Raw genomic sequence first — 16,956 nt, forward strand, 5'->3', positions numbered from 1 at the left:
GGCCCCAACGCGGCGCAAAACCTGCGCCGCAACCCGCGCCCGGCGAAGGCAGTACACCCGGCAGTTTCCACCCATTTTCCCTACCCTATGAATTCCGCCGACGCCACCCTCGACCAACAATTCCAAGCCGCCGTGGAGCGGGTGAACAACCTGCCGCCCGACGCCGCTGCCGCTCAGATGACTGACCTCTACGGCCTATACAAGCAAGCCACCGACGGCGATGTGGACATGCAGGGCGACGCCGTGGCCGCCGATGAGGCCACCGAAGCCAGCGGCCCCGGCGGCCTCTCGCAGGGCCAGTGGGACTCCTGGAACAAGTACAAGGGTACGCCCCAGGAGGAAGCCAAGCGCCAGTACGTGGCCCGCGCCGCCGAAGCCGCTGGGGGCCCCGCCGGGGCCGCCCCCGCCCAAACCGTGCCCACCGACGGCCGCACCGGTGCCCCCGCCCCCACCGACCACGGCGGCCTGCGCGGCGATATCACCGAAGGGGCCCCGTACGGCGGCGAGGATACGTTGAAGGACGCCCAGTAGCCTCACCAGGGCCCCTGACGAACATGGCCCCGTTCTGCACTGTGCAGAACGGGGCCATGTTCGTCAGGGGCCCTAAAGTGGTAGCAATGGGCCGGTTAAAATATCTTGCCGGGATTCATAATTCCTTGCGGGTCAAATACTTGCTTAATGCCGCGCATTAGGTTGAGGTTGATGTCGGGCAGGGCGATGCCGATGTAGCCTTTTTGTACTAGGCCGATGCCGTGCTCGCCGCTGATGGTGCCGCCGAGGCGTACGCAGAGCCGAAAAATCTCGCTGATGGGCTCGCGCAGGCCCACGTTCCACTTCTCGTCGTCGAGGTCGCCGCGGATGATGTTGACGTGCAGGTTGCCGTCGCCGGCGTGGCCGTAGCACACGGTTTTGAAGCCGTACCGGGCCCCTATTTCCTTCACGCCGGCCAGCAGCGTGGGCAGTTCGGCACGGGGCACCACGGTATCTTCCTCTTTATACACGGAATTATAGCGCACCGAATTGCCGATGTTGCGCCGGATGCGCCACAGCTCGTCCTTCTGGGCGGCGGTGTCGGCCAGCAGAATTTCGCCCACGTCGTAGCGCTCCAGCACTTCATACACCTGCTCGGCTTCCTTATAGAGATACTCCAGGTCCTGGCCGTCGAGCTCGATGAGCAAGTGGGCCTTGATGTCTTCGGGCAGGGTGAGTGGGATTTTTAGGTAGTCCGACGACCAGGCGATGGCCTCGCGCTCCATAAATTCCATGCCCGACGGCACGATACCGGCCCGGAACACCGCCGACACCGCCTCGGCCGCCTGCGCCTCCTGGCGGAAGGGCACCAGCATCAGGATGTTCTGCTTCGGGTAGGGCAGCAGGCGGAACACCACTTTGGTGATGATGCCCAACGTGCCCTCCGAGCCCACCATGAGCTGGGTGAGGTTGTAGCCGGTGGCGTTTTTGAGGGTGTTGGCGCCAGTCCAGATGATGTCGCCGGTGGGCAGCACCACTTGCAGATTCAGCACGTAATCTTTCGTCACGCCGTACTTCACGGCCTTGGGGCCCCCGCTGCTCTGGCTGAGGTTGCCGCCCAAAAAGCACGAGCCCTTGCTGGCCGGGTCGGGCGGGTAGAACAGGCCCACGGCCTGCACCGCGTTCTGAAACGCCTCCGTCACCACGCCGGGCTCGACGGTGGCTTGCAGGTTGCGCTCGTCGATTTGCAGAATCTTGTCGAAGCGCGCCATGCGTAGCACCACGCCGTGGTGCACCGGCAGGGCCCCACCGCTGAGGCCCGTGCCTGCCCCGCGAGCCGTGACGGGTACCCGCGCCGCGTGGCACAGGCGCATGATTTCGCTGATTTCCTCGGGCGTACCGGGCGTTAGCACCACGTCGGGGGCAAAGTGCAGGTCCTCGGTGTGGTCCTGGCCGTAGGCGGCGTATTCCTCGGCGGGCACGCGCTGGGCCGTGGCCACGTGGGCGGGCCCCACAATGGCTTCGAGCTGCACCAGCAGCGCAGGGGTGAGGGCTTGAAACTCGGGCATGGGTCGTAAAAGAAAGATGAGATTTTGCAGTTAGGTGATTGGTTGCTAGCAACAATCGGCAGCAAAGGATGGCACCAGCGGCGCAAATGTCTTACTCCAAACGGCGAATAAAAGTATATTTGCGGCCGATGGGTAGGAGGACGACGAAGATACTGCTGCTGTTTGGGCTCTGGGCCGCGCTGGTGCTGGGCGCGTGCAGCCGCAAGCTCAATTACCGCGACGGCCGCTACCGCTCGGCCCGCGACATGGTGCGCCTCAAGCACAGTAGCCGGGGGCCCTCCCGCCCGGCCTTCAAAACCAAGGACAAGTACAGCCCCGCCGGCGGCGCCACCACCAAAACCGTGGCCAAGCGCCCATTTCGGGCCGGCAACGCCACCGGTACGCTGGCCACCGTCATCGGCGCGGCCCGCGCCTACCAGGGCACGCCCTACCTGTTTGGGGGCACCACGCGGCTGGGGCTCGATTGCTCGGGGCTGCTGCAGCTGGCCTTTGGCGAAGCGGGCGTGGCCATCCCGCGCTCGTCCAACGAGCAGGCCGTGTGGGGGGCCCCCGTAGCAGCCCCCGACCTGCGCCCTGGCGACCTGATTTTTTTTGGGGCCTCGCCTGGCAGCCGCACCATCACCCATGTGGGCATGGTAACGGTGGTGGACGCCGAGGGGGTGGACTTCATCCACGCCTCCAGCTCGCTGGGCGTGGTCGAAAACAGCTTTGAGTCCGACTATTACCTGAGCCGGTTCATCCGCGCCGTGCGGCCCCGCCTGTAGCGCGCCCAGCAGAAGGGGTTTCGCAATCCATTGTGTAAAATACCGGGATTAAATACCTGTTTATCAATTGGTAACAATTCGGTAACATTGGGCATTGCTGCGTTAATTTTACCTTTGTGGCCAAAATGGCTCTTTGTTTCACCCATTATTTTCTATGAAAAGTCTTCTACTTCGCCACTTTTTATTGCTAGCGCTCACGCTGTTGGCGGCCCGCCCGGGCTGGAGCCAGGGCACTACCACGGCCTCCATGAACGGGGTTATTTCGGACAAGACCGGCATGGGCCTGCCCGGGGCCACGGTGATTGCCGTGCACACCCCCACCAATACCCAGTACGTGGTGCCCACCAACTCCGATGGCCGCTTCAACCTGCAAAACATGCGCGTGGGGGGGCCCTACACCGTGAAGGTGACCTTTGTGGGCTACCGCGACGTGCAGCGCAACGGCTTGTTTCTGAGCCTGGGCCAAAACCTGCGCTTCGACGTGAAGCTCGATGATTCTTCGACCGAGCTGACCGAGGTGACCGTGAGCGGCCGCCGCGACCCGGTGATGAACGCCGACCACACCGGCGCGCAGACCACCGTGCAGCGCGAGGCCATCGAGCGCCTGCCCACCATTAACCGCTCGTTTGACGACTTCACCCGCCTCACGCCCCAGGCCAACGGCCAGAGCTTCGGCGGCCGCAGCAGCGGCTTCAACAACGTCACCATCGACGGGGCCATCTTCAACAACGCTTTCGGCCTAAGCTCCACGGTGGGCGGCCAGGCCAATGCCCAGCCCATCTCGCTCGACGCCATCGACCAGATTCAGGTGAGCATCGCGCCCTACGATGTGCGCCAGGGCTCGTTTACCGGCGCAGGCATCAACGCCGTGACGCGCAGCGGCACGAACAAATTCAGCGGCTCGGTTTACACGTTTTACCGCAACCAAGACTTCGTGGGCAACAAGGTGGGCAACTTCACCCAGGACTACCCCAACTTCAACCTCAAGAACTACGGCTTCCGCGTTGGGGGCCCTATTATTAAGGACAAGCTATTTTTCTTTCTCAACGCCGAGCAGGAAGACCGCATCGACCCGCCCACGGGCAACTTTATTGCCAACCGCGCCGGGGCGGCCGCCCCGGGGGGCAACTCCACCACTTCGGCGGCGGCGGCCCGCGACCTGGACGTGCTGAGTAACTTCCTGGCGAGCAACTACGGCTACAACCCGGGGCCCTACGAGAACTACAACCTGCGCTCGTTCAGCCGCAAGGCCACGGCCAAAATCGACTGGAACATCAACGCCAACAACCGTTTCAGCATCAAGTACAACTACCTGAAGTCGTACCGCGATGTGACGCCGAGTGGCTCGGGGGCCCTGGGGCCCAGCAACATCGGCCGCTCGCAGTCGCAGTTTGGCCTGCCCTTCTTCTCGTCGTACTACACCATCAACAACAACCTGAACTCGCTCATCGCCGAGCTCAACAGCACGATTGGGGGCGGCCGGTACTCCAACAACCTGACCGCGGGCTACTCGGCCTTCCGCGACTACCGCGAGAGCCCGGCCGGCGGCAGCTTTCCGCTGGTTGACATTGGCACGGCCACGGGACGGACGGCCGCGGGCGGCGGCGTAAACGCTGCCAACAGCCTGACCTCGTTCGGCTACGAGCCCTTTTCGGCCTTCAACATCCTGAACTCGGACGTGTACCAGCTGGGCGACAACTTCACGGCCTTTTTGGGCAAGCACAACGTGACGGTGGGCACCTACAACGAGTTCTATAAGTTCTCCAACGGCTTCTCGCCCAACTACTACGGCAACTACTCCTTCAACGGACTCGACGATTTCTACGCCGCGGCCCGCACCACGGCGGCGCCGCTGGGCTACACCCGCGACGCCAACGGCAACCCAGTGGCCAACACCACCGGGGCCCTGGCCTACCCGCAGCGCTACCAGCTCTCCTACTCGGCCCTGCCCGACGGCTCCTTCCCTTTCGCCGTGACGAAGGCTGCTCAGTTTGGCCTCTACGTGCAGGACGAGTGGAGCCCGAAGAGCAACCTGAAGGTGACGGTGGGCCTGCGCGGCGATTTGCCGGTCATCTATTCGGACATTGCCCGCAACGAGAACGCGGCCAACCTCACCTTCCGCGACGGGGTGAAAATTGAAACCAACAAGCTGCCCGACCGCAAGCCCCTCTTCTCGCCCCGCATCGGCGTGAACTGGGACGTGAACGACGACCGCAAAACGCAGCTGCGCGGCGGCACGGGCATTTTCACCGGCCGTATTCCGTTTGTGTGGCTCTCCAATCAGGCCGGCAACAACGGCGTGCAGTTTGGCTCGTTTTCGCGCACCGGGGCGGCCGTATCGGCGGCGGGCAACTACTTCAGCCCCAACGTGGACGCCTACCGCCCTAGCGGCGCGGCGGCCAACACGCAGTACAACCTGGCCGTAACGGCCAAGGACTTTAAGTTTCCGCAGGTTTGGCGGAGCAACCTGGCCCTCGACCAAGACCTGGGCGGCGGCGTGATTGCGACGGTTGAGGCATTGTACACCAAAGACGTCAACGCCGTTTACTTCCAGAACGTGAACCTGCCCCAGGCGGCGGGCCGGGCCACCGGGGCCGACAACCGCCCCATTTTTTACACGTTTGGCGCGGTTAATACCACGGGTAGCAACGCGGGCCTCTACACCACGTCCCCCGTCGGCAGCGGGGCCAGCGCCCAGCCCAGCCTGATTGCCAACAACCGCATTTACAACGGCCAGGGCGGCGCATCGGCCACGAACCCCGTCATCACGGACGCCATCCTGATGAAAAACACCAACCTGGGCTACTCCTACTCCGTGACCGGGCAGCTCCAGAAGTCGTTCAGCAACGGGCTCTACGCCAGCGCGGCCTACACCTACACCGATTCGCGCTCGGTGAACGACGGCGGCACCATTGCCCAAACCAACTGGCGCGACCGCTCGGTAGCGGGCGACCCCAACGATAACGTGCTGAGCTACTCGCAGTACCTGCAGCAGCACCGCGTGATCGGGTCGCTGTCGTACCGCCGCGAGTACCTGGGCCACCTGGGCACCACGCTCTCCATGTTTTACGAAGGCGCGGCGGCGGGCCGCTTCTCTTACACCTACGCCGGCGACATGAACGGCGACGGCTCGGGCGGCTCGGGCAACGACCTGATGTACATCCCCCGCAACCAGGGCGAGATTGCCCTGCGCGACCTCAACCTCACGGCCGCGCAAGGCGGCGGCGTGTACTCGGCCGCCCAGCAGTGGGCCGACCTCGATAAGTTCATCGGCCAGGACGACTACCTGCGCAAGCACCGCGGCGAATACGCCGAGCGCAACGGGGCCGTGCGCCCCTGGCAGAACCGCCTTGACGTGCGGTTGCTGCAAGACATTTTCACCAACATCGGCACCAGCCGCAACGCCCTCCAGCTGAGCATCGACATTTTCAACATCGGTAACCTGCTCAACAGCAACTGGGGCACTTTCCGCACGGCCAACGTCACCAACCCCCTCACGTTCATCGGCTACGACCAGCAGGGGCGGCCCAACTTCAACTTCCCCTATCTCACCAATCCCGTCAGAAACGCTGACAACACGGTGAGCCCCGCTACTTCGCTCACCAACAGCTTCCGCAACGACACTGGCGGCCTGGGTTCGCGCTGGCAGGCCCAGGTAGGCCTGCGCTACCTGTTCAACTAGGAACATTAGCAAATTGTAGTTTTTTAAAAAAGGAGCAGGAATTTTTCCTGCTCCTTTTTTTTAGGGCCCCGGCCGTCCCGGCGAGGGCAATGCATGATATTTTGAAACCCGGGGGCATATAATATAATTATTCGCAGCCAACCCACGACTAAGCTGCTTTTTTAAGGATTATTTTTATTAATATTATATTATATATATTTTTTAATAATTAACTATTTCAGTTCGGCAGCGAGCAATTATCGGGGTAAGGCTTGCGCGTGCCGTGTACATTTGTACTCACGTTGGTACAATGCCCTTTTTAACCATTTTTCCATTTTATGAGAAATCTACGTTTACACCATTTCTTGCTAATGGCGGTTTTGCTGCTCACGGCCCACTTAGGCTGGGGGCAGGGAGCCACCACGGCATCGATTAACGGGGCCATTACCGATTCGAAGGGCGAGTCTTTGCCCGGGGCCACGGTGATTGCCGTGCACACGCCCACCAACACCCAGTACGTAGCCCCGACGAACTCCGACGGCCGCTACAACATCCAGAACATGCGCGTTGGGGGCCCCTACACGGTCCGGGTTAGCTTCGTCGGCTACCGCGACGTTACCCGCGACGGCATCGTCCTGGCCCTGGGCCAGAACCTGCGCCTGGACATCAAGCTCGACGACGCCACGACGTCGCTGAACGAGGTGACCGTGGTTGGCCGCCGCGACCCGGTGATCAACTCGGGCCGCACGGGCGCCGAAACCAGCGTGAGCCGCGAGCAAATCAGCAACCTGCCCACCATCAACCGCTCGCTCACCGACTTCACCCGCCTCACCCCGCAGGCCGGCGGCGGCGGCAGCAGCTCGTTTGGCGGCTCCAACAACCGCTACAACAACATCACCATCGACGGCGCCGTGAACAACGACGTGTTCGGTTTGGCTGCCTCGGGCACGCCCGGCGGGCAGGCCAACACCAACCCCATCGCCCTCGACGCCATCGACCAGATCCAGGTCGTGCTGGCTCCTTACGACGTTACCCTGGGCTCGTTCACCGGCGCCGGCATCAACGCCGTGACGCGCTCGGGCTCCAACAACTTCTCGGCTTCGATCTACGGCTTCGGCCGCAACCAGAACACGACGGGCCTGAGCGTGACGGAGCCGCGCACCAAAGCGGGCGACTTCTACAACTACCAGACGGGCTTCCGCGTGGGCGGGGCCCTGGTGAAGGATAAGGTGTTCTTCTTCCTGAACGCCGAGCTCCAGCGCGTGAACACGCCCGTGAGCTTCCTGCCCGGCTCCCCGGAGTCGAGCATCAGCGTTGCCGACGTGCAGCGCATTGCCACCGCGGCCAACACCGACCGCTACGGGCGCTACGACGTGGGCAGCTCCGGCGACCTGGTGCGCAACACCCAGAGTAACAAAATCTTTGGCCGCCTCGACTTCAACTTGTCGGAAAACAACACCCTGACGCTGCGCCACAACTTCGTGAAAGCGTTTGACGACAACATCACCCGAACGAATAACAACCTGCGCTTCGGCAACAACGCTTACCGCTTCAGCAACATCACCAACAGCACGGTGGCCGAATTGAACTCGCGCTTCAGCGGCGGGCTCTCCAACAAGCTCATCCTGACGTACACGGCCATCCGCGACTCGCGCGACGTGCTGGGGGCCCCCGGCCCGGCTTACCAGATCACGGACAGCGGCAACACCTACAACCTGGGCCAGGAGCGCAGCTCGGTAGCCAACCAGCTCGACCAGGACATCGTGGAAATCACCGACAACCTGACCAAGGCGTTCGGCAAGCACACCATCACGCTCGGCACGCACAACGAAGGCTTCAAGTTCCGCAACCTGTTCCTCAACAACGGCGCGGGCTACTACACCTTCTCCTCGATTGCCAACTTTGAGAACGGCCGCGCCACCCGCATCCAGGCCAGCTACCCCACGGCCGAGAACGGCGAAGCCAAGTTCAAGGCCGCCCAGCTAGGGGCCTACCTCCAAGACGAGTACAGCCCGACCGAAAACCTGCGCCTGACCTTGGGCATGCGCATTGACGTGCCCGTGTTCTTCGACAAGCCCGGCTACAACGCCGGCGTGACTGAAGGCACGACTGTATCGGGCCGCGCTTACCCCGGCTTTGGCGACCAGTACAAAACCAGCAACACCCCTAGCGGCCAGGTACTGTACTCGCCGCGCATCGGCTTCAACTGGGACGTGAACAATGACAGCAAAGTGCAGCTACGCGGCGGTACCGGCATCTTCTCAGGCCGCGCACCGTTCGTGTGGCTGTCTAACAGCTACACCAACAACGGCCTGATTCAGGGCGGTGTGGACCAGACGGCGGCCTCGGGCACCTTTTTGCCATCCATTCCGCTCACCCCGGCTGACATTCAGCGCGTGTACACCACGAGCCCTTACGCACCCGTTGCCACTAGCCAGATCAACCTGGTTAGCAACAACTTCAAGCTGCCCCAGGTGTGGCGCTCGAACCTGGCCGTGGACTTCCGCCTGCCCGGCGACATCGTAGCCACGGTGGAAGGCCTCTATACCAAAACCCTCAACGACATCTACTACAAAGACCTGAACCTAACTGCCCCAGTGGGCCGCCTGGCGGGCCCCGACCAGCGCCCCGTGTACGCGGCTACCACGGCGCTGCGCCGCATCAACCAGAGCTTTACCAACGTGTACTTGCTCGACAACACCAGCAAAGGCTACCGCTACAACGCCACGGTGCAGTTGCAGAAGCAGTTTGCCAGCGGCCTGAACACCATGGTGGCCTACACCTACGGCGTGTCGAAGGAAATTAACAGCGGCTCGAGCAGCACGGCTTCCTCGAACTACGGCTTCAACCAGATCATCAGCGACCCGAACAACCCGGAGCTGGGCTACTCGCGCAACGACCAGCGCCACCGCTTCATCGCGTCGTCGGGCTACACCTTCCGCTACGCCAACAACCACATGGCCACGAAGATCTCGCTGTTCTACGAAGGCTTGTCGGGCCAGCCCCTCACCTACATCTACGGCCAGAACACGGACCTGAACCGCGACGGTAACCCCAGCAACGACCTGTTCTACATCCCCACCAACGTGCGCGATGCCAGCCAGATCGTATTGGTGCCCAGCGGCAATACCGATACCCGCAGCGTAGCCACCATCCAGAACCAGCTGGATGCCTTCATCGAGAACGACCCCTACCTGCGCACCCACCGCGGCGAGTACGCCGAGCGCTTTGCCGCCCGCTTGCCGTGGACGCACGAAGTGGACATGCGCATTGCCCAGGACTTCTTCCTGGCCAACAAAAACATGCTGGAAATCTCCTTCGACGTGTTCAACGTGGGCAACATGTTGAATAAAAACTGGGGCCGCCAGTTTGTGGTAAACAACAACGCCGTGGAGCTACTGCGCGTGGAATCGACGAACGCCGGGGCCCAGCCCACCTTCTCGTTCCCCACCAGCTTCGCCAACAGTGGCCAGTCGTACGGCTTCGCGCCTTTCCTGTCGCGCTGGCAGGGCCAGTTGGGCGTGCGCTACTCGTTCAACTAAGCCTTCCAGGCCCCTGTTATCCCGGAAAGCGGGCGGAACTTCGGTTCCGCCCGCTTTTTTTATAGCTGATTAGTTGGGCGTTGGCGTTGGCGAGGCAAAAAAAGTAGCGGGGGCCCTTGCCTATGTGCGCCGGGGCCTTACTTTTGCAGAACCAAATCGCAATAGGCGCCGCGGTAACCCACAAAATGGGGGATTAGCTCAGTTGGCTAGAGCGCTTGCATGGCATGCAAGAGGTCATCGGTTCGACTCCGATATTCTCCACTTTCTCAAAAGCCCGGTTCGCTTGCGTACCGGGCTTTTTTGTGTCCGGGCCAGGCCAAATTGCATTGCCTGCGCGCACAATCCTGCACCGGGGCCCCGGCACGGAAAGCCGCCCTGGCGCGTTACCCACCCGGCCGCGCATTGCGGCCCCGCTCCTACTTTACACTTATGAATACCCTGCACTTCAAAACCACCATCAATTGCGCCAACTGCGTGCGCGCCATCACCCCCGCCCTCAACGGCGAGCCCGCCATCGAGGCCTGGCAGGTCGACACCGCTAATCCCGATAAGCTGCTCACGGTGCACACCACACTGGGGGCCCCGCAGGTAGCCGCGCTGGTGCAAGAAGCCGGCTTCGAGGCCCAGGCCGTTTAGCGCCGAATACTTCTGAAAACGAAAAGAGGGCCCCGCCGAAGCGGGCCCTCTTTTCGTTTGCACCCAGCGGGCCTGTGCGCGCCGCAGTGGGGGCCCCGGGGCCCTACACAAACAGGCCGTCGACCGACAGGTACCGCTCGCCGGTATCGTAGCAGAAGGTGAGAATGCGGCCGCCCTGGGGCACGTCGGGCAGTTTTTTGGCGATGGCCGCCAGGCTGCCGCCCGACGAGATGCCGCAGAACAGGCCCTCCTCACGGGCGGCGCGGCGCGTCATCTCATAGGCCTCGGCCTGGCTGATTTGGATGACGCCGTCCAGGATGTCGGTGTGCAGGTTTTCGGGGATGAAGCCCGCGCCGATGCCCTGGATGGGGTGGGGCCCGGGGGCCCCGCCGCTGATAACGGGCGACGCCTCAGGCTCGACGGCGAAGGTTTTCATGTTCGGGAACAGCGGCTTGAGGGCCTCCGTGACGCCGGTGATGTGGCCACCGGTGCCCACGCCGGTGATGTGGAAGTCGAAGCCCTCGGGCATGTCGTGCAATATTTCCTGGGCCGTGGTTTCGGCGTGGATGCGCACGTTGGCGGGGTTATTAAACTGCATGGGCATCCAGGCGCCGGGCGTAGCGGCCACAATTTCGTGGGCCTTCTCGATGGCGCCCTTCATGCCTTTTTCGCGGGGCGTCAGCTCGAGGCCGGCCCCGTAGGCGGCCATCAGGCGGCGGCGCTCGATGCTCATGCTCTCGGGCATGACGAGCGTGATTTTGTAGCCCTTCACGGCGGCCACCAGGGCCAGGCCCACGCCGGTGTTGCCGGAAGTGGGCTCCACGATGAGGCTGTCGGGGGTGAGGATGCCGTCTTTTTCGGCCTGCTCGATCATGGCCAGCGCGATGCGGTCCTTAATGGACCCGCCGGGGTTGGTACGCTCCAGCTTCACCCACACCTCCACGTCGGGGCGGGTGGCGGCAAATAGCTTGTTGAGGCGCAGTAGCGGCGTGCGGCCAATGGTTTCGAGGATGTTATTGACTTTCATTTGGTTTAATTGTTCGATTGTTGGGGGGATAAATCGTTGGCCGGGCAGCCTAAGCACCAACCATTAAATCGAAAACATGAGTTCGTTGGCGGGGTCTTCGGTGCGGGAAATATGGATTTGGGCGCGGTGGTACACGCGCGAGTGCGAGGGTACGCTCTCGGTGAGCCACACGTTGCCGCCGATGATGCTGCGCGTGCCCACCACCGTGCTGCCGCCCAGGATGGTAGCGCCGGCGTAGATAACCACTTGGTCTTCAATGGTGGGGTGGCGCTTGTGGCCCTGCAAGCCCTTGGTCACACTGAGGGCCCCCAGCGTGACGCCCTGGTAAATCTGCACGTTGGACCCGATTTCGGCCGTTTCGCCGATGACGATGCCCGTGCCGTGGTCGATGCAGAAGGCCGGGCCAATGCGGGCCCCGGGGTGGATGTCGACGCCCGTGCGCTGGTGGGCGTGCTCGGCCAGCAGGCGCGGCAGGCGCGGCAGCCCGCGCTGGTGCAGGGCGTGGGCCAGCCGGTGCAGGGCCGTGGCGTAGAAGCCGGGGTAGGTGCTGATGACCTCGGCGCGGTTCTGGGCGGCGGGGTCGCTGGCGAGGATGGCGGTGGCGTCGCGCAGCAGGGCCTCGCGCAGCAGCGGCAGCTGGGCCGCAAACTCTTCGGCCAGCGTAGTGGCCGGTGCGGGCAGGCCCGGCACGGCGGCCAGCAGGGCCCCCAGCTCGGCCCGGAAGCGGTGCAGCTCGGCGGCTACGGCGTCGGCGCCGGCCAGGGGGCGCTCGGCCCGCTCGGGGAAGAGCAGGGCCAGCAGGTTATCGGCCAGGGCGCAGAACGCGGCCCCGGGCAGGGCATCGGGCACGGCGGCGTGGGCCTGGGCGAGGTGGGCAGCAAAACCAGCAGAAGCAGCGGTCACGGCAACGAAAGCAAAAGGGTGAACAGGCAAAGGCAAACCGTTTCAACCCCGGCGGCGGCGGAAGGTTTGCGGCCGGCCGGGCAACCGCTGCCCGGTGCCGGCCGTTAGCCTAGCAGCAATCAGTGCTTTTCTTTTTGCTTTAAATCCTTCTAAAATGTCCGATACCACCATCACCAAAGTTGATTCGCGCCACTCGCCCAAGGGCCCCGAGGGCGAAAAATTCCTAGCCTCCGGCAAGCACGTATCCATGCGCATGTGGGAAAACGAGCAGCCCGGCGAGCCCAAGGCCCCCAGCGCCGCCGCCTACGAAACCGTGGGCTACGTGCTCAGCGGCAAGGCCGAGCTGCACTTGGCCGGCCAGGTGGTCATCCTGGAGCAGGGCAACTCGTGGGTGGTGCCCCAGGGCGCCGAGCACACCTACAAAATCCTCGAAAGCTTCTCGGCCGTGGAGGCTACCTCGCCCCCCTCGCAGGTGCACGGCGGCAAGTAACCTCGCGACGCTTTTATCCAAATAAGCGCGGCCCCGGGGCCCCTAGTTATTACGCTAGGGGCCCCGGGGCCGCGTTGCGTTTAGGCGGGCATTCACGCGCGCTACACGCGGCCGATTTTTTCTTTACTGCACGCTCCGCAACTATCCTTGGCGGCGCGCTTCTGCATGAAATTCTGCCTTTTGCTAACCCTGGGGTTGGGCAGTGCCGGGGCCTGGGCGCAGGCGCCGCCGGCCCGGCGCGACACCACGTTTTTCGACGCCGGCTGGCACCACGTAAGCCGGGCCAACGCCGTGTTTTTTGGGTGGGTGACGCCGCTTGAAGCGGGCCGCTGCCGCATCCAAACTTACTACCTCACCGGCGAGCGGCAGTTTGAGGCCATGGGCCGCCCGGGGCCCCCGGTGGTGCGCGACGGCCCCGCCACGTTTTACTACCGCTCGGGCCAGCCGGAGGCCACCGGCCGGTACGCCAACGGCAAACGGACGGGCAATTGGGATTATTGGCACGAAGACGGCACGCCCAAGCCCAGCCTCACCTTTATCCCCCAGCTCCCCACCTCCGACGGCGGCGTGCCCCAGCTGGTGGAGCAGATGCCAGGGTTTCCCGGCGGCCAAGCGGCCCTGATGCGCTACTTGGCCACGCACGCCCGCTACCCCACCCCCACCGATAAAACCCAGCCACGCCCCGCCGGCCAAGTGCTCGTGCAGTTCGTGGTCGATTCCACCGGGGCCGTGGTGCGGCCCATTGTGCTCAAAAGCCTCACGCCGGCCTGCGACGCCGAGGCCCTGCGCGTGGTGGCCAGCCAGCCCCGCTGGAAGCCCGGCCGCCGCAACGGCGAGCCCGTAGCGGTGCGCTTCGTGGTGCCCCTCACCTTCCGGCCGTAGCCGCCCGCCCGGGGGCCCTACGCGGCGGCCGGCTTGGGCGGAAATATTACTGGCTGCAACTTTTCGAGGAGGCGGCTGGAAGCTTCCCCGTCCTGCCCGGGCAGGGTGTGGGCCCGGAACGCCAGCGTGGTGGTGCCGGCCTTGATGGCCACCACGTCCACCGCCGGGGCGGGAGCGGCCAGCACCTGCGGGTCGGCTCGCAGCACGGGCAGGGCGCGGGCGCGCAGGGCGGCCACGTCGGTACTGGCGTCCACGTCTACCTGGATTTCCACCAGCGCGTGCTTGCCCGACGACTTATTGACAATCACACCGTTGGACGTGGAGCCGTTGGGCAAAATCACCGTGTCGCCGTGGGGCGTGAGCAGCAGCGTGTTGAAGATTTGGATGGCCTGCACTACGCCGCTTTTGCCCTGGGCCTCGATGGCGTCGCCCACCACAAACGGCTTGAACACGAGGATGAGCACCCCGCCCGCAAAGTTGGCCAGCGTGCCTTGCAGCGCCAAGCCCACGGCCAAGCCCGCCGCCCCCAGAATGGCCACGAACGACGTAGTTTGCAGCCCTACCATGCCGGCTACGCTAATGAGCAGCAGCACCTTAAAGGCAATGCTGAACATGCTGGTGAGGAACGAGCGCAGCGACACATCGAGCCGTTCGGTGGCCACGGCCACTAGGCGGCTGGCCCAGCCAATCAGCCACCAGCCCACCACCAGCACCAGCACGGCCACCGCCAGCCGGGGCAAGTACAGCACCACCAGCGACACCAGCTGCGTGGCGTAGCCCGCCAGCCGCTCGCTAGTAAAAGGATTGTTAATCAACAGCATAAATACTTGTTAATCAATGCAAAATGATTTATTAAAGCTATTTAAGAAGTAGTTAGAACGTCATGCTTCGACTAGGCTCAGCATGACGTTCAATTCTGAAAACCCTAACTTCCAAAACAGCTTTGCTCTCACAGGTTGGCTACCAGCTCTACGGCCACGATTTTATCCCCGATTTCGAGGCGGTGCACCACGGCCATTCCGCTTACTACCTGGGCAAAAATGGTGTAGCGGCCGTCGAGGTGCGGGGTGGGCGTGTGGGTGATGAACCACTGGCAGCTCTCGGTGTCTTTACCGGCCGAGGCCAGGCCCACGCTGCCTTCCTGGTAGCGCAGGTCGCCGAACTCCGAGCGCAGCGTGTAGTCGGTGCTGCCCGAGCCGTCGCCGCGGGGGTCGCCGCCCTGCACCACAAAATCGGGCACCACGCGGTGGAAATACAGCCCGTTGTAGAAGCTCCGCCGCACCAGCGCCACGAAGCTGGCCACTGAGCCGGGCGCATCGTTCACCTTCAATTCCAGCACGATGTCGCCCTGGGTAGTGCTGATTTTTACGCGCTGGTTGGCCGGAATGCCCTGCACCAGGGCCCAGTCGATGGGGTGCTGGCGGGCCTGGCCCACGGGGCTGGGCGTGGGCTGCGGGGCGTGGTTTAGCTTGTCGAGGGCCTGCTGCAAGCCCTGCCAGGCCTCAATGTCGCGCGGGAGCTGCAGGTTGGACTGGGCCCGGCGCAGGGCTTCCAGGTCGGCGGGCGCGGCGGCGGGCACCAGCGCGGGGTCGGCAAAAGCCTCGGCCGCGGTGCCGAGCTGGGCCACGTCGCCACCGGCCAACGCCTGGCGCAGGGCCCCCGCGAAATCGGCCTGGCGGCCGGCCGGGAAATCGGGCTGCCGGCGGGCGGCCACCAGGGCCCCCAGCGCGTAGCCGCCCACCACCGGCGACTGCCCCGCGGCGAAGGCCTCGCGCTGCAAGAAGTCGAAGCTGCCCGCGTTTTCGCCCAGCGCTTGCAGCAAATAGCCCTTTTCGTACACCGAAGTAGCCGCGCCGTAGCGCTTCTCCACGGTGCCCGCGATGCTGGGGCGGCTGGCCGGGCTGGCCACCTTGAGGGCGGCGGCCAGCAGCGTGGCCCGCACCCGCCAGGCGTCGTGCCGGGTGGCTTCGGCGGCCAGGGCGTCGCCGGTTTCGCCCCGGGCGTGGGCCAGCAGCCACTCGGCCGCCGTGAGGGCCACGGGCTCGCGCCGGTCGTTCAGGGCCCCCAGCACGGTGGCGCGGCTGGCGCCGTACTCGGCGGGGCCAGCGGGCAAGCCGCGCAGCGCCACCACGCGCACCCGGTAGTCGGCGTCGCGGGCGGCGGCGCGGCGCAGGGCCCCGGCGGCGGCGGGCAGCGGCGCGGGGCCCCCAAGGGCCCCCGCCGGGGCCCCGGCGGGGGCAGCCAGCGGGCTGGCCAGCCGGCCCAGCGCAGTGGCGGCGGCGGCGCGCACGGCATAGGAGCGGTCTTGCGCTAGCAGGCGCAGCAGCGGGCTGCCGCCCAGCCGGGCCAGGTCGGCGTTGAGGATCCGGGGCGTGCGGGCAAGGGCCGTGGCGGCGGCTAGGCGGGGGGCATCGTTCAGCTTAAAGTCATTGAGCAGCACCACCGTGCGCCGGATGGCCTCGGGCGAGCTGAGGCCGCGCAGCGCGGCGCGGGCCAGGCCCCAGGCCTGGGCCCCGGCGCGGGCCGTATCGGTGAGCACGGGCACGCGCCACAGCTCGGGCAGCGAGGCGCGCGTTACGCAGCGGCCCAGGGCCTCGTGGGCGTAGCGGCGCGCCAGCGCGTCAGGCTCTTGCAGCACCCGCACGCGCAGGCTGTCCACGGCCAGGCTGTCGCCAGTTTGGCCCAGGGCGTAGGCGGCGGCGCGGCGCACGCCGGGATCGGCGTCGCGCAGGGCGGGCAGCAGAGCGGGCACAGCGGCGCGGGCCTGCACCGATGCCAGGGCCAGGGCGGCCTCGCGGCGGTAGGCGGGGCGGTCGTTTTTCAGGAAGGGCAGCAGCGCGGCGGCGTTGCGCTCGTCCTGGGCGGTGCCAATTTCGCGCAGCGTGGCGTCGGCGTATTTGTTGGGCACCAGGGCCCCGGCGCTGGGCCGTGGGGTGCGGGCGCAGGCGGCCAGCAGCAGCACGGTGGGCACCAAGCCCCAGCGGCGCGAAAGAAGTAACGTCATGCGAAACA

Annotated in this window: 12 protein-coding genes and 1 tRNA gene; 8 read left to right on the forward strand and 5 right to left on the reverse strand. The window is 64.7% G+C overall.

Annotation, left to right across the window (positions count from 1 at the left end):
* Positions 1-87 precede the first annotated feature (87 nt).
* Positions 88-531 (forward strand): acyl-CoA-binding protein, encoded by a 444-nt coding sequence (locus tag EAH73_RS03335; protein WP_161599436.1) that lies wholly within the window; start codon positions 88-90, stop codon positions 529-531.
* Between the two features lie 95 nt (positions 532-626).
* Here the strand turns inward: EAH73_RS03335 and EAH73_RS03340 are convergent, their stop codons facing one another.
* Positions 627-2,039 carry an FAD-binding oxidoreductase gene (locus tag EAH73_RS03340; RefSeq protein ID WP_140465056.1) on the reverse strand — a complete coding sequence of 471 codons (1,413 nt, stop codon included), beginning with the start codon at positions 2,037-2,039 and terminating at the stop codon, positions 627-629.
* 128 nt (positions 2,040-2,167) lie between these two features.
* Between EAH73_RS03340 and EAH73_RS03345 the strand changes: the two genes are divergently transcribed.
* The 5 genes from EAH73_RS03345 to EAH73_RS03365 all read left to right on the forward strand — a co-directional run bounded on the left by EAH73_RS03345 (position 2,168) and on the right by EAH73_RS03365 (position 10,642).
* The gene (locus EAH73_RS03345; RefSeq protein WP_240047122.1) at positions 2,168-2,803 is read left to right on the forward strand and encodes a C40 family peptidase; all 636 of its coding nucleotides are present in this window, start codon (positions 2,168-2,170) and stop codon (positions 2,801-2,803) included.
* A gap of 154 nt (positions 2,804-2,957) precedes the next feature.
* Positions 2,958-6,485, forward strand: a complete 3,528-nt coding sequence (locus EAH73_RS03350; protein ID WP_140465057.1) for a TonB-dependent receptor — start codon at positions 2,958-2,960, stop codon at positions 6,483-6,485.
* Positions 6,486-6,835: 350 nt separating this feature from the next.
* The gene (locus tag EAH73_RS03355) at positions 6,836-10,006 is read left to right on the forward strand and encodes a carboxypeptidase regulatory-like domain-containing protein (RefSeq protein WP_240047123.1); all 3,171 of its coding nucleotides are present in this window, start codon (positions 6,836-6,838) and stop codon (positions 10,004-10,006) included.
* Positions 10,007-10,193: 187 nt separating this feature from the next.
* Positions 10,194-10,267 (forward strand) — tRNA-Ala (locus EAH73_RS03360).
* Positions 10,268-10,435: 168 nt separating this feature from the next.
* On the forward strand, positions 10,436-10,642 hold the full coding sequence (locus EAH73_RS03365; protein ID WP_140465059.1) for a heavy-metal-associated domain-containing protein: 207 nt from the start codon (positions 10,436-10,438) through the stop codon (positions 10,640-10,642).
* 103 nt (positions 10,643-10,745) lie between these two features.
* On the opposite strand, the gene cysK is transcribed toward EAH73_RS03365, so the two are convergent.
* Together cysK and EAH73_RS03375 are read right to left on the reverse strand one after the other, a co-directional pair.
* Positions 10,746-11,669, reverse strand: a complete 924-nt coding sequence (gene cysK, locus EAH73_RS03370) for a cysteine synthase A (RefSeq protein ID WP_140465060.1) — start codon at positions 11,667-11,669, stop codon at positions 10,746-10,748.
* Positions 11,670-11,732: 63 nt separating this feature from the next.
* Positions 11,733-12,572 (reverse strand): serine O-acetyltransferase, encoded by an 840-nt coding sequence (locus EAH73_RS03375; protein ID WP_140465061.1) that lies wholly within the window; start codon positions 12,570-12,572, stop codon positions 11,733-11,735.
* A gap of 154 nt (positions 12,573-12,726) precedes the next feature.
* Here EAH73_RS03375 and EAH73_RS03380 point away from each other — a divergent pair, with 154 nt between their 5' ends.
* Together EAH73_RS03380 and EAH73_RS03385 are read left to right on the forward strand one after the other, a co-directional pair.
* On the forward strand, positions 12,727-13,062 hold the full coding sequence (locus EAH73_RS03380; RefSeq protein WP_140465062.1) for a cupin domain-containing protein: 336 nt from the start codon (positions 12,727-12,729) through the stop codon (positions 13,060-13,062).
* 165 nt (positions 13,063-13,227) lie between these two features.
* Complete coding sequence (locus EAH73_RS03385; RefSeq protein ID WP_140465063.1) at positions 13,228-13,944, forward strand: energy transducer TonB; 717 nt, start codon at positions 13,228-13,230, stop codon at positions 13,942-13,944.
* A 17-nt stretch (positions 13,945-13,961) separates the two neighbouring features.
* On the opposite strand, the gene EAH73_RS03390 is transcribed toward EAH73_RS03385, so the two are convergent.
* On the reverse strand, positions 13,962-14,765 hold the full coding sequence (locus tag EAH73_RS03390; RefSeq protein WP_140465064.1) for a mechanosensitive ion channel family protein: 804 nt from the start codon (positions 14,763-14,765) through the stop codon (positions 13,962-13,964).
* A gap of 128 nt (positions 14,766-14,893) precedes the next feature.
* The gene (locus EAH73_RS03395; protein ID WP_161599437.1) at positions 14,894-16,948 is read right to left on the reverse strand and encodes a peptidylprolyl isomerase; all 2,055 of its coding nucleotides are present in this window, start codon (positions 16,946-16,948) and stop codon (positions 14,894-14,896) included.
* Between the last annotated feature and the right edge of the window lie 8 nt (positions 16,949-16,956).

Origin of the sequence: Hymenobacter nivis, from assembly GCF_006439025.1 — a bacterium.
GTDB classification, from domain to species: Bacteria; Bacteroidota; Bacteroidia; order Cytophagales; family Hymenobacteraceae; genus Hymenobacter; species Hymenobacter nivis_A.

Bases quoted from the DNA above. Each gene is read 5' to 3' on its own strand.
- EAH73_RS03335 (WP_161599436.1), top strand. From the start codon at position 88: ATGAATTCCGCCGACGCCACCCTCGACCAACAATTCCAAGCCGCCGTG.
- EAH73_RS03340 (WP_140465056.1), bottom strand. From the start codon at position 2,039: ATGCCCGAGTTTCAAGCCCTCACCCCTGCGCTGCTGGTGCAGCTCGAA.
- EAH73_RS03345 (WP_240047122.1), top strand. From the start codon at position 2,168: ATGGGTAGGAGGACGACGAAGATACTGCTGCTGTTTGGGCTCTGGGCC.
- EAH73_RS03350 (WP_140465057.1), top strand. From the start codon at position 2,958: ATGAAAAGTCTTCTACTTCGCCACTTTTTATTGCTAGCGCTCACGCTG.
- EAH73_RS03355 (WP_240047123.1), top strand. From the start codon at position 6,836: ATGGCGGTTTTGCTGCTCACGGCCCACTTAGGCTGGGGGCAGGGAGCC.
- EAH73_RS03365 (WP_140465059.1), top strand. From the start codon at position 10,436: ATGAATACCCTGCACTTCAAAACCACCATCAATTGCGCCAACTGCGTG.
- cysK (WP_140465060.1), bottom strand. From the start codon at position 11,669: ATGAAAGTCAATAACATCCTCGAAACCATTGGCCGCACGCCGCTACTG.
- EAH73_RS03380 (WP_140465062.1), top strand. From the start codon at position 12,727: ATGTCCGATACCACCATCACCAAAGTTGATTCGCGCCACTCGCCCAAG.
- EAH73_RS03385 (WP_140465063.1), top strand. From the start codon at position 13,228: ATGAAATTCTGCCTTTTGCTAACCCTGGGGTTGGGCAGTGCCGGGGCC.
- EAH73_RS03390 (WP_140465064.1), bottom strand. From the start codon at position 14,765: ATGCTGTTGATTAACAATCCTTTTACTAGCGAGCGGCTGGCGGGCTAC.
- EAH73_RS03395 (WP_161599437.1), bottom strand. From the start codon at position 16,948: ATGACGTTACTTCTTTCGCGCCGCTGGGGCTTGGTGCCCACCGTGCTG.